The sequence below is a fragment of the Streptomyces sp. NPDC005899 genome (genome assembly GCF_040629645.1).
Taxonomy (GTDB): Bacteria; Actinomycetota; Actinomycetes; order Streptomycetales; family Streptomycetaceae; genus Streptomyces.
Genome location: NZ_JBEXWB010000204.1, coordinates 1 through 11,465, shown reverse-complemented (window position 1 = coordinate 11,465; position 11,465 = coordinate 1). Strand labels below are relative to the sequence as shown.

Here is an 11,465-nt window from a genome sequence, read left to right as displayed (position 1 = left end):
GCCCGCCACGGACTCCACCACGGGCACGCTCACCTGGTGGGACCGGCGGCCGCAGGGGTGGGTGCAGGCCGGTTCGGCCCCGGCCCGCTTCGGGGCGAACGGCCTGGCCGAGGGGGCGACCCGCACGCAGGGCACGAACACCACCCCCACCGGCCTGTACGACCTGCCGTACGCCTTCGGCACCGAGCCCGCCCCACCCGGCACCCGCTATCCGTACCGCCGCGCCGGGGACCGCTCCTGGTGGTGCCAGGACAACGCCTCGCGCGCGTACAACCGCTGGGTGGAGCCGCTGCCCGGCGACTGCCGGGCCGGGGAGTCCGAACACCTCGCCTCGTACGGGACGCAGTACGCCCGGGCGCTCGTCATCGGCTTCAACTACCGGCGTCCGGTGCGCGGCCGGGGCGCCGGCATCTTCCTCCACGTCGACGGCCGGGGGGCGACGGCCGGCTGCGTGTCCGTACCGGCGGCCACCATGACCCGGATCCTGGCCTGGGCCGACCCGGGCCGCCGGCCGCACATCGCCGTCGGCACCCGGTCAGGCCCCACCGCGATCACCCGGTACTGACCCGCCCGTCGCCTCAGACGTCGTTCTGCGCCAGCCGCAGCAGGTGGTCCGCCAGCGCCTGTCCGCCGACCGGGTCGCGGCTGATGAGCATCAGGGTGTCGTCGCCCGCGATCGTGCCGAGGATCGCCTGGAGTTCGGCCTGGTCGATGGCCGAGGCGAGGAACTGCGCGGCCCCCGGGGGCGTCCGGAGCACCACCAGGTTGGCCGAGGCCTCCGCGGAGATCAGCAGTTCGGCGGAGAGCCTGCGCATCCGCTCCTCCTTCGCCGAGCCGCCGAGCGGGGCCTGCGGAGTACGGAAACCACCCTCGCTCGGCACCGCGTAGATCAGCTCGCCACCGGTGTTGCGGATCTTGACGGCGCCGAGTTCGTCCAGGTCACGGGAGAGCGTCGCCTGGGTGACGCTCAGCCCGTCGTCCGCGAGGAGCCTGGCCAGCTGGCTCTGGGAGCGCACCGGCTGCCGGTTCAGGATGTCCACGATCCTGCGGTGGCGTGCCGTGCGTGTCTGCGGCACCGACGGCCCGCCGTGGTCGGTGTCGTGCGCCTCGGTCATCGTCGTCGCCTCATTCTCCGGATGATCACTCCCGGGCTGGTCCGTCCCCGTGGGCCGCGTCGAGGGCTTCCGGAAGGATCCGCAGGAACGCGTCCACCTCCGCGTCACCGATGATCAGTGGCGGCATGAGCCGTACGACATCGGGGGCGGGCGCGTTCACCAGGAGTCCGGCTCCCTGAGCCGCCTGCTGCACCTGCGGTGCGAGGGGCCCGGTGAGCACGATACCCAGCAGCAGTCCGGAGCCGCGGACGTGGGAGACCAGCGGGTGTCCGAGGCCCTCGACACCGTCCCTGATGCGCTCGCCGAGCCGCTTGACGTCGTCCAGGACGCCGTCGGCGGCCAGGGTGTCCAGCACGGCGAGCCCGGCGGCGCACGCCACGGGGTTGCCGCCGAACGTCGTGCCGTGCTGGCCCGGCCGCAGGAGCTCGGCCGCGGCTCCGAAGGCGACGGTGGCGCCGATGGGCAGTCCACCGCCGAGCCCCTTGGCGAGGGTGACCACGTCGGGCTCGACGCCCTGGTGGGCCTGGTGCTCGAACCAGGAGCCGCACCGGCCGATGCCGGTCTGCACCTCGTCCAGGACGAGCAGCGTGCCCGTGGCCCGGGTGATCTCCCTGGCCGCCTCCAGATAGCCCTCGGGCGGCACCACGACGCCGTTCTCCCCCTGGACCGGTTCGATGACCAGCAGTGCCGTGTCGGTCGTCACCGCCGCCCGCAGCGCCTCCGCGTCGCCGTACGGCACGTGGGTGACGTCACCGGGCAGCGGGAGGAACGGATCCCGCTTGCCGGGCTGGCCCGTAAGGGCGAGGGCGCCCATGGTCCGGCCGTGGAAGCCGCCGTCCGTGGCGACCATGTGCGTGCGCCCGGTCAGCCGGCCGATCTTGAACGCGGCCTCGTTGGCCTCGGCACCCGAGTTGCAGAAGTAGACCCTGCCCGCCCGGCCGAAGAGCTGGAGGAGCCGTTCGGCGAGCGCGATGGGCGGTTCGGCCGTGTAGAGGTTGGAGACGTGCCCGAGGGAGGCGATCTGCCGGGAGACGGCCTCGGTCACCGCGGGGTGGGCGTGGCCGAGCGCGTTGACCGCGATGCCGCCGACGAAGTCGAGGTACTCGGTGCCCTCCGCGTCCCACACCCGGGGGCCCGCACCGCGTACCAGCGGCAGGGGCGGGGTGCCGTAGTTGTCCATCAGCGCGCCCTGCCAGCGCCGGGCGAACTCCTCGTTGCTCATGACTCCCCCTCTGCGCCGTGCCGGGTGGCGGGCGCCGCGTCGGGCACGACCATCGTGCCGATCCCCTCGTCGGTGAAGATCTCCAGCAGGATCGCGTGCTGGACCCGGCCGTCGATGACGCGGGCGGTCTCGACACCGTTGCGCACGGCGTGGAGGCAGCCCTGCATCTTGGGCACCATGCCGCTGGAGAGGCCGGGCAGCAGCTTCTCCAGCTCGGTGGCGGTGAGCCGGCTGATGACGTCGTCGCTGTTCGGCCAGTCCTCGTACAGGCCCTCGACGTCGGTGAGGACCATCAGCGTCTCGGCGCCCAGCGCGGCGGCGAGCGCCGCGGCCGCGGTGTCGGCGTTGACGTTGTAGACGTGGTTGTCCTCGGCGGAGCGCGCGATGGAGGAGACGACCGGGATCCGGCCGTCGTCCAGCAGCGCCTGGACGGCCCCGGTGTCGATGGCGGTGATCTCCCCGACCCTGCCGATGTCCACGGCCTCGCCGTCTATCACCGGCCGGTGCTGGGTGGCGGTGATGGTGTTCGCGTCCTCGCCGGTCATGCCGACGGCGAGCGGCCCGTGCTCGTTGAGCAGGCCGACGAGCTCGCGCTGGACGTGCCCGGCCAGCACCATGCGCACGACGTCCATCGCCTCGGGCGTGGTGACGCGCAGCCCTGCCTTGAACTCGCTGACCAGGCCCTGTTTGTCGAGCTGGGCGCTGATCTGCGGTCCGCCGCCGTGCACGACGACGGGCTTGAGCCCGGCATGCCGCAGGAAGACGACGTCCTGGGCGAAGGCGGCCTTCAGCTCGTCGTCGATCATGGCGTTGCCGCCGAACTTGATGACGACGATCCGGCCGTTGTGCCGGGTCAGCCAGGGCAGCGCCTCGATGAGGATCTGGGCCTTGGGCAGCGCGGTGTGCTTCCTCGCGGCGCTCATGAGCTGTACGCGCTGTTCTCGTGGACGTACTCGGCGGTGAGGTCGTTGGCCCAGATGACGGCGGACTCGTCTCCCGCCGACAGGTCCGCCGTGATGCGGACCTCCCGGTAGCGCATGTCGACCAGGTCGCGGTCCTCGCCGACGCTGCCGTTCCTGCACACCCAGACGTCGTTGATGGCGACGTCGAGCCGGTCCGGGTCGAAGGCGGCCTTCGTCGTGCCGATCGCGGAGAGGACCCGGCCCCAGTTGGGGTCCTCGCCGTGGATGGCGCACTTGAGGAGGTTGTTGCGGGCGATGCTCCGGCCGACCTCGACGGCGTCGTCCTCGGTGGCCGCGTTGACCACCTCGATCCGGATGTCCTTGGACGCCCCTTCGGCGTCGCCGATGAGCTGGCGGGCCAGGTCGGCGCAGACGCTCCGGACGGCCTCGTCGAACTCGGCCGGGGCGGGGGTGATCCCGCTGGCACCGGAGGCGAGCAGGAGCACGGTGTCGTTGGTCGACATGCAGCCGTCGGAGTCGATCCGGTCGAAGGTGGTGCGGGTCGCGGCGCGCAGCGCGGTGTCGAGGCCGGCCGCGTCGACGTCGGCGTCGGTGGTGAGGACGACGAGCATCGTGGCGAGGCCGGGGGCGAGCATGCCGGCGCCCTTCGCCATACCGCCGACGGTCCAGCCCTCGCCGCCGGCCACCGCCGTCTTGTGGACCGTGTCCGTGGTCTTGATCGCGAGGGCGGCCTTCTCGCCGCCGTGTTCGCTCAGTGCCGCCGCGGCCTTCTCGATGCCTGGCAGCAGCCTGTCCATGGGCAGGAGCACACCGATCAGCCCCGTGGAGGCGACCGCGATCTCGCCGGCGCTGTGACCGGTGAGGACCTCGGCCGCCTTCTCGGCCGTGGCGTGGGTGTCCTGGAATCCCCGGGGGCCCGTACAGGCGTTGGCCCCGCCGGAGTTGAGGACGACGGCGGTCACCTCGCCGCCCTTGAGCACCTGCTCCGACCAGAGGACGGGTGCGGCCTTGACGCGGTTGGAGGTGAAGACGCCCGCGGCGGCTCGGCGCGGCCCGTCGTTGACCACGAGGGCCAGGTCCGGATTACCGCTCTCCTTGATTCCGGCGGCGATGCCCGCCGCCGTGAACCCCTTGGCTGCCGTGACGCTCACGGTGCGACTCCGATCGTCGAGAGACCTGTGTCCTCGGGCAGTCCGAGGGCGATGTTCATGCTCTGCAGGGCGCCTCCGGCGGTGCCCTTGGTGAGGTTGTCGATGGCGCTGACCACGACGATCCGGCCGGCCGCCTCGTCATGGGCGACCTGGATCTGGACGGCGTTGGAGCCGTTGACGGCCGCGGTGGCGGGCCACTGCCCCTCGGGCAGCAGATCGACGAACGGCTCGTCCGCGAAGGCCTTCTCGTAGGCCGCGCGGAGTGCTCCGGCGTCCACCCCGGGCTTCGCCTTCACGTTGCACGTGGCGAGGATGCCGCGGGGCATGGGGGCGAGGGTCGGTGTGAAGGAGACGGTGACGCGCTCCCCGGCCGCGGCGCTGAGGTTCTGGATCATCTCGGGCGTGTGCCGGTGGCCCCCGCCGACGCCGTACGGGGACATGCTGCCCATCACCTCGGAGCCGAGCAGGTGCGGCTTGGCCGCCTTGCCGGCGCCGGAGGTGCCGGAGGCGGCGACGACGACGGCCTCGGGCTCGGCGAGGCCGGCGGCGTACGCCGGGAAGAGGGCGAGCGAGACGGCGGTCGGGTAGCAGCCCGGCACGGCGATGCGCCTGGAACCCTCCAGGGCCGCCCGGGCCCCCGGCAGTTCGGGCAGGCCGTAGGGCCAGGTGCCGGCGTGCGGGGAGCCGTAGAACCTCTCCCAGTCGGCGGCGTCCGCCAGCCGGAAGTCGGCGCCCATGTCGACGACGAGCACCTCCTCGCCGAGCTGCTCGGCGACGGCGGCGGACTGCCCGTGCGGCAGGGCCAGGAAGACGACGTCGTGCCCCGCGAGGACCTCGGGCGTGGTGGGCCGCAGCTCCCGGTCGGCCAGCGGCCTGAGGTGGGGCTGCAGGGCACCGAGCTTCCGGCCCGCGCTGGAGTGGGCGGTGAGCGCGCCGATCTCGACCTGGGGGTGGGTCAGCAACAGACGCAGCAGCTCCCCGCCCGCGTATCCGCTCGCTCCTGCCACGGCCGCTCGTACCACCATCGAAACCTCCTCGTTGATGGCATGACTATACGCTCCGGTGCAGTTTTATACAAAGGTGTGGTGCGGGGAAGAGCGGGAGGAGGGCGGCGGCCGAGCCGGTGGCGGCCACGCATCCGGGCGTCACGCCGGACCCCCGGCTCCGCTGCCGTCCGGCCCGGCGGCCGGACTCCTGACGGGTGGCGCACTGCCCCGGACTCCCCGCCGAGAGCCCGGTCGGTGCCGCGTCGGAGAGCGTACGTGCGGCGCACCGCGCCGGAGCGGCTTCGGCGGAGTCCGCTCCTCCCCCGGCCCGGCGGACGGGACCGGGCGGGCCGGGCGCTCGGTCACGGCGGGCCGCAGGTGGCACAGTGGATGGGGTGGAGCGGGCGTCTCCCGCACCGGCGGCACGGTGCGCCGGGAGGGGCCTCGCGCGGGGGGAGGCACGGGCACGGACCGCACGAGGGGATGAGCGGCGATGACCGACATCGTGGAGGAGGCCGACCGCGTGCACCGGGAGACCGGCACCCGGCGGGTGACCGCCGGCGAGGCCCGCACGGTGCTCGTACGGCGCGTGTTCGACGCCGAGGTCGGCGACGTCTGGGAGGCGGTGACGTCGGCCGACCAGCTAGGCCGGTGGTTCCTCCCGGTCGGCGGGGAGCTCCGGGCCGGCGGGCGCTACCGGCTCGAAGGGAACGCCGCCGGCGAGATCCTCGTGTGCGAACCGCCGCGGCGGCTGAGGGTGAGTTGGCTGGCCGGTCCGGATCCGGGTTTCAGCGAGGTCGAGCTGCGGCTCGCACCGGACGGCGCGGGCCGGACCGTCCTCGAACTGGAGCACGTGGCCGTGGTCCCGGAGGAGTTCTGGACGCGCTTCGGGCCGGGGGCGGCCGGGGTCGGCTGGGACTTGATGCTGCTGGGCCTCGGCCTGCACCTCGCGGGCACGGGAAGCGGCGCACAGGCCGCGGACTGGGCGACCTCGCCCGTGGCGAGGGAGTTCATCAGGCGCTCGGGCGAGGCGTGGGGCGCCGCGTACGCCGCGTCGGGCGCCGACGCGGCCGTCGTGGCGGCCACCACCGCGGCGGCGATCGGCTTCTACGCGCAGACCTGACCCCGTCCCACGACGCCGCCGCGCCCGCGGGCGGGTCTCAGCTCCCGACGGCCGCCGCGACGTACGCACGGCGCCGGCCCTCGTGAGGAATGCGTCCCGACCGGGCACCTCGCCTCCTCGGACCGGGGCCGGCGAACCGGACCGGGGCGGGGCCTGGGCACCCGCCCCGTGGCGCACGGCCGGGCGGCGGGTCAGTCCCGGCCGGGCTCCTCGGCGCGGGCCGCGTCGCGCTCCTTGATCCGCGCGGCCTCCGCGCGGACCTCGGCCTGGGTGGCGCGCTCCTTCCGCAGCCACTGGGGACTCTCCTGCTTCAGTTCGTCGATCTGCTCGGTGGTGAGCGGCTCCGTGACACCGCCGCGCGCGAGCCCGGCGATGGAGACGCCCAGCTTCGAGGCGACCACCGGCCGGGGGTGCGGGCCGTTGCGGCGCAGCTCCCGCAGCCACTCGGGCGGGTCGGACTGCAGCGCGTTCAGCTCGGCGCGCGAGACGACGCCTTCCTGGAACTCGGCGGGGGTGGCTTCGAGGTACACACCCAGCTTCTTCGCCGCGGTGGCGGGCTTCATCGTCTGGGTGGTCTGGTGCGACGTCATGATGTCCAGGGTATCGAGCATGTGCGCCCCCTCGGACCACGGCCGGTAACCTGGCGGGGTGACAGGCTCGGAAGTACCCCCTTCGTTCCGGCTCGCCTACGTCCCGGGCGTGACCCCGACCAAGTGGGTGCGGATCTGGAACGAGCGACTGCCCGGTGTCCCGCTGGCCCTCGTCGGCGTGCCCGCGGCCGAGGCCGCCGCGCTGCTGCGCGAGGAGGGCGCGGACGCCGGTTTCGTACGGCTGCCGGTCGACCGTACGGATCTCAGCGCGATCCCGCTCTACACCGAGACGACCGTGGTCGTGATCCCCAAGGACCACGCAGCGACGGCCGTCGAGGAGATGTCGCCCGACGACCTCGCCGACGAGATCGTGCTGCACCCCCTGGACGACACCCTCGGCTGGGAGGCCCCGCCGGGGCGGCCCGCGTTCGAGCGGCCGGCCACGACGGCCGACGCCGTCGAACTGGTGGCGGCGGGGGTGGGCCTGCTCGTCGTACCGCAGTCGCTGGCCAGGCTGCACCACCGCAAGGACCTCACCTACCGGCCCCTCACCGGCGTCGCCGAGTCGCGGATCGCGCTCGCGTGGCCGCAGGAGAGGACGACCGACCTGGTGGAGGAGTTCATCGGGATCGTTCGCGGGCGGACGGTCAACAGCACGCGGGGCCGTCCCCCGACGCCGCCGCAGCCCAAGGGAAGGGCCAAGGGTGCCGACGGGAGGAGCGGCGCCCCGGGCAAAGCCGCGGCGGGCAAGGCCTCCCGGAGCGGCGCGGGCGGTGGCGGCGGCGCGAAGAAGCCCAAGGGGGGCGGCAGGAACGCCAAGGGCGGCGCCTCGCGCGGGAAGCCCCGCCGCCGGCCGTAGCGGGCGGCGGCGGAGCCCTGCCGCGGTACGGCGGACCACCGCACCGGCGGCGCCCCGTAGACCGCGCGCGGGGCCCGGGGACCGTCAGAGCGCCCCGTAGACCGCTTCCACCAGTGCCATCTTGCGGGGGTCGTCCGCGATGTGCGGGCCCATGCGGTTCATGACGTAGCCGAGCGCGACCCCGGCCTCCGGGTCGGCGAGGCCGCAGGAGCCGCCCGCCCCGTCGTGTCCGACGGCCCGCGGGTTGGGCCCGTACGAGGCGTTGGGGCCGCTCAGCCAGAGCCCCAGGCCGAGTTCGGTCTCGTGCTCGAATCCGGCGCCCAGCACCAGGTCGCGGCATTTGCCCTGTCCCTCGCGGATCCGTTCCGCGGCCTCCTCGGAGAGGACGCGGTGGCCGTCGAGGCTGCCGCGTCCGGCGACGATCCCGTAGAGGGCCGCGACGGCGCGGGCGGTGCCGTGGCCGTTGGCGGCGGGGATCTCGGCCGCCCGCCAGGCGGGGGTGTTGGCGGCGGCGGTCCCGGTGCCCGGGTTGAGGAGGGAGGCGAGGGCCACCGGCTCCATCCGCGCGAAGAGCGCGGCCTGTTCCCGTGAGACGGCCTTCGGCTGGACGAGTTCGGCGACCCGGTCGGCGTCCTTCTCCGGAAGGCCGACGGTGAAGTCGATGCCGAGCGGTCCGGTGATCTCCTGCCGCAGGAACTCTCCCGGCAGCAGGCCGGTGATCCGGCGGACGACCTCGCCGATCAGGAAGCCGTAGGAGATGGCGTGGTATCCGGAGCGGGTACCGGGCTCCCACCAGGGTTCGGTCGCCGCGAGGCGGGCCGTGGTCAGCTCCCAGTCGTACAGCTCGGCCAGGGTGTGCTCCTGGCGCAGGCCCGCGACGCCCGACCGGTGCGAGAGCAGGTGCCGTACGCGTACGGACTCCTTCCCCGCGGCGGCGAACTCGGGCCAGTACGCTCCGACGGGGGCGTCCAGGTCGAGCAGGCCGCGGTCGGCGAGGACGTGGGCGCAGAGCGCGGTCGGGCCCTTCGTCGTGGACCAGACGTTGACCACGGTGTCGCGCTCCCACGGGCGGGTGCGGCCGGCGTCGGCCCAGCCGCCCCACAGGTCCACGACCGGGCTGCCGTCGAGCAGTACGGTGACGGCCGCGCCCACCTCGTCGCGCTCCGTGAAGTTGGCCGCGAACGCGTCGCGTACGGCGGTGAACCTGTCGTCACAGTGGCCATGGATCTGCGGCAAGGGTCTCTCCTCGGCTCGGTGTGTGCACCATACCGACTGGTCGGACCGGCGGGAAGGCGTCCGTGCCCGTGTTCGCCCGCGGCGGGGGCGGTCAGCCGGCCGGCGCCTGGAGGCTGAGGCTCCACCGGCCGGGGAGGCCGGTGAGCGTGAGGGTGGAGAGCGGGCGGACGTCCACGCTCCAGTACGCCGACGGCGGGGCGTTCAGCGCGTAGACGAGAGCGGCCCGGACGACGGCCGGCTCGGCGACGGCGACGAGGGAGCCGTCGCAGTCGGGCCGGGTGTCCAGCCAGTTCCCTATCCGGGCGATGAAGGACATCAGCGGTTCGCCGCCGTGCGGGGCGGAGCGCGGGTCGGCGAGCCAGGTGTCGACACCCGACGGCTCGCAGGCGGCCGCCTGCGCCAGGGTCAGGCCGCGCCAGCGGCCCATGTCGCAGTCCCGCAGGGCGGGCTGGACGAGCGGGACGAAACCCAGGGCCTCCCCGGTGGCGCGGCTGCGCGGGGTGGGAGAGCAGTAGCGCAGTTCGGCGGCGCCCAGCAGGGGCACCAGCACGTGGGCGAGGAACTGCACCTCGCGCCAGCCGGCGTGGTCGAGCGGCCGGTCGTCGTCGAAACGCTCGGCGAGGAGGGCTGGGCTGCGTGCTGCGGCGACGAGCGAGACCCGGACACTCATGGCCGCGATCGTGGGGCCGGACGCCGCGCCGGTCAAGAGGCGGCGCGGCGTCCGGGGAGCCGTGTCAGCCCGTTTCGAGACACATCCACATGTCCGGCTTCTCGAGCGGCGTGAAACCGATCCTGGCGTAGACCGCGTGCGCGTCCTTGGTGGCGAGCATGAACCTGCGTACGCCGAGCGGCGTCAGGTCGTCGCGGACGGCGGTGACGAGACGGGTGCCGAGCTTCTGGCCCCGGGCCGCCCGGTCGACGTACACGTCGCATATCCACGCGAAGGAGGCGTGGTCGGTCACCACCCGGGCGTAGGCGACCTGCGCGCCCGAAGCCGCGTCGTAGGCACCGTAGTTGATCGAGCCGGCCATGGCCCGGTCCTGCTGCTCGCGGGTACGGTCGAGCGCCCAGTAGGCGTCCGTGGAGAGCCAGCGGTGGACGAGGGCGGCATCGAGCCGGGACGGGTCGGACGAGATCTCGTGACGCCCCGCGGACGTGTCGTGGTCGTTCATGGGCGGAGGCTATCGCCCCCCGGACAGCTCGCCGCAGGCGGTGCGCAACCGCCGCACCCCCTCGGCCAGTTCGGCGGTGCCGGACACCGCCGCGAAGCTCAGCCTGATGTGGCCGGCCGGCGGCTCGGCACAGTGGTACGGCCGGCCGGGGGCGACGGCGACACCGGCCCGCAGGGCGGCCGAGACCAGGGCGGGCTCCCCGGCTGCCGGCCCGGGCAGCCGGAGCCACAGGCTGCCACCGCCCGAGGGCACGAGGGGCAGGCCGAGCTCGGGCAGGTGGTGCCGTACGGCCGCCGCGGTGGCGGTACGGCGGCCGGCGAGTTCGGCGGCCACCGCACGCAGGTGGCGCCCCCACGCCGGGGAGCCGACGAGTTCGAGTGCCGCCTCTTGGAGCGGCCGGGGGACGAAGAAGCTGTCGACGACCTGGATGGCGCGCAGCCGCTCCAGGACCGGCCCCCGGGCGGCGAGCGCGCCGACACGCAGACTCGGCGAGGTGACTTTGGTGAGGGAGCAGACGTGGACGACGACGCCGTCCCGGTCGTGTGCCGCCAGGGGCGGGGGCAGCGGCCCGGCGTCCTCGTGCACGAGCCGCCGTGCGAAGTCGTCCTCGACGACGAAGGCACCCGCCTCCCGGGCGATGCGGACGACGTGGTCGCGGCGCTCGGGCGCGAGGACCGCTCCGGTCGGGTTCTGGAAGAGCGGCTGGCAGACGAAGACCCTCGCGCCCGTGGCGCGGAAGGCCGCCGCCAGGAGATCGGGCCGCACCCCGTCGGCGTCCACGGGCACGGGGGCCGGCCGCAGGCCGGCGGCACGGGCGGCCGCCAGCATGCCCGGGTAGGTGGGCGACTCGACGAGGACGGGGGCGCCGGGCGGGGCGAGCGCCCGCAGGGCGGTGGTCAGCGCGCTCTGCCCGCCCGCGGTGATCAGGACGTCGTTCCCGGTGACCGTGCCGCCGATCTCGCGGGCGAACCAGGCGCGCAGCTCCTCCAGCCCGTCGGTGGGCGGCCTGCCCCACGCCCCCGGGCGGCGGCCCGCGCGGGGGGGGGCCGCCGCCCGGGCGCGGTGCGGCGGGGGGGGGGGGTGGAGTT

At 74.3% G+C, this 11,465-nt stretch carries 13 protein-coding genes; 3 read left to right on the top strand and 10 right to left on the bottom strand.

What is annotated here, in order from left to right:
• Positions 1-565 (top strand): L,D-transpeptidase family protein (locus ABZ371_RS21325; protein WP_358681975.1); only part of this gene is annotated, 565 nt, incomplete at its 5' end.
• Positions 566-578: 13 nt separating this feature from the next.
• On the opposite strand, the gene ABZ371_RS21320 is transcribed toward ABZ371_RS21325, so the two are convergent.
• From ABZ371_RS21320 to argC, 5 genes are read right to left on the bottom strand one after another with little or no spacing between them, the layout of a single operon-like run.
• Positions 579-1,115, bottom strand: coding sequence for an arginine repressor (locus ABZ371_RS21320; protein WP_358681972.1), 537 nt, complete (start codon positions 1,113-1,115; stop codon positions 579-581).
• Positions 1,116-1,140: 25 nt separating this feature from the next.
• On the bottom strand, positions 1,141-2,337 hold the full coding sequence (locus tag ABZ371_RS21315; RefSeq protein ID WP_358681969.1) for an acetylornithine transaminase: 1,197 nt from the start codon (positions 2,335-2,337) through the stop codon (positions 1,141-1,143).
• Positions 2,334-3,260 (bottom strand): acetylglutamate kinase, encoded by a 927-nt coding sequence (gene argB, locus ABZ371_RS21310; protein WP_358681966.1) that lies wholly within the window; start codon positions 3,258-3,260, stop codon positions 2,334-2,336. The genes ABZ371_RS21315 and argB overlap by 4 nt, the downstream gene beginning before the upstream one ends.
• Complete coding sequence (gene argJ, locus ABZ371_RS21305; RefSeq protein ID WP_358681963.1) at positions 3,257-4,411, bottom strand: bifunctional glutamate N-acetyltransferase/amino-acid acetyltransferase ArgJ; 1,155 nt, start codon at positions 4,409-4,411, stop codon at positions 3,257-3,259. Before argJ ends, argB begins: the two co-directional genes overlap by 4 nt.
• A complete protein-coding gene (gene argC / locus ABZ371_RS21300) occupies positions 4,408-5,436 on the bottom strand; it encodes an N-acetyl-gamma-glutamyl-phosphate reductase (RefSeq protein ID WP_358681960.1) in 1,029 nt (342 codons plus the stop codon). The genes argJ and argC overlap by 4 nt, the downstream gene beginning before the upstream one ends.
• Before the next feature lie 454 nt (positions 5,437-5,890).
• Between argC and ABZ371_RS21295 the strand changes: the two genes are divergently transcribed.
• Entirely contained in the window at positions 5,891-6,520 is a 630-nt protein-coding gene (locus ABZ371_RS21295) for an SRPBCC domain-containing protein (RefSeq protein WP_358681958.1), read from the top strand.
• A 191-nt stretch (positions 6,521-6,711) separates the two neighbouring features.
• Here the strand turns inward: ABZ371_RS21295 and ABZ371_RS21290 are convergent, their stop codons facing one another.
• Entirely contained in the window at positions 6,712-7,131 is a 420-nt protein-coding gene (locus ABZ371_RS21290; RefSeq protein ID WP_358681955.1) for a DUF5997 family protein, read from the bottom strand.
• Positions 7,132-7,168: 37 nt separating this feature from the next.
• Between ABZ371_RS21290 and ABZ371_RS21285 the strand changes: the two genes are divergently transcribed.
• On the top strand, positions 7,169-7,969 hold the full coding sequence (locus ABZ371_RS21285) for a LysR substrate-binding domain-containing protein (RefSeq protein WP_358681952.1): 801 nt from the start codon (positions 7,169-7,171) through the stop codon (positions 7,967-7,969).
• 84 nt (positions 7,970-8,053) lie between these two features.
• On the opposite strand, the gene ABZ371_RS21280 is transcribed toward ABZ371_RS21285, so the two are convergent.
• From ABZ371_RS21280 to ABZ371_RS21265, 4 genes are all read right to left on the bottom strand, one after another.
• Entirely contained in the window at positions 8,054-9,205 is a 1,152-nt protein-coding gene (locus ABZ371_RS21280) for a serine hydrolase domain-containing protein (protein WP_358681949.1), read from the bottom strand.
• 91 nt (positions 9,206-9,296) lie between these two features.
• Positions 9,297-9,875: a histidine phosphatase family protein gene (locus ABZ371_RS21275; RefSeq protein ID WP_358681946.1), complete on the bottom strand. Its 579-nt coding sequence runs from the start codon at positions 9,873-9,875 to the stop codon at positions 9,297-9,299.
• A gap of 64 nt (positions 9,876-9,939) precedes the next feature.
• Positions 9,940-10,377 (bottom strand): GNAT family N-acetyltransferase, encoded by a 438-nt coding sequence (locus tag ABZ371_RS21270; protein ID WP_358681943.1) that lies wholly within the window; start codon positions 10,375-10,377, stop codon positions 9,940-9,942.
• Positions 10,378-10,386: 9 nt separating this feature from the next.
• The coding region (locus tag ABZ371_RS21265; protein WP_358681941.1) for a PLP-dependent aminotransferase family protein at positions 10,387-11,465 on the bottom strand (1,079 nt) is incomplete at its 5' end.

Bases quoted from the DNA above. Each gene is read 5' to 3' on its own strand.
- ABZ371_RS21295 (WP_358681958.1), top strand. From the start codon at position 5,891: ATGACCGACATCGTGGAGGAGGCCGACCGCGTGCACCGGGAGACCGGC.
- ABZ371_RS21290 (WP_358681955.1), bottom strand. From the start codon at position 7,131: ATGCTCGATACCCTGGACATCATGACGTCGCACCAGACCACCCAGACG.
- ABZ371_RS21315 (WP_358681969.1), bottom strand. From the start codon at position 2,337: ATGAGCAACGAGGAGTTCGCCCGGCGCTGGCAGGGCGCGCTGATGGAC.
- ABZ371_RS21320 (WP_358681972.1), bottom strand. From the start codon at position 1,115: ATGACCGAGGCGCACGACACCGACCACGGCGGGCCGTCGGTGCCGCAG.
- argB (WP_358681966.1), bottom strand. From the start codon at position 3,260: ATGAGCGCCGCGAGGAAGCACACCGCGCTGCCCAAGGCCCAGATCCTC.
- argC (WP_358681960.1), bottom strand. From the start codon at position 5,436: ATGGTGGTACGAGCGGCCGTGGCAGGAGCGAGCGGATACGCGGGCGGG.
- ABZ371_RS21270 (WP_358681943.1), bottom strand. From the start codon at position 10,377: ATGAACGACCACGACACGTCCGCGGGGCGTCACGAGATCTCGTCCGAC.
- ABZ371_RS21275 (WP_358681946.1), bottom strand. From the start codon at position 9,875: ATGAGTGTCCGGGTCTCGCTCGTCGCCGCAGCACGCAGCCCAGCCCTC.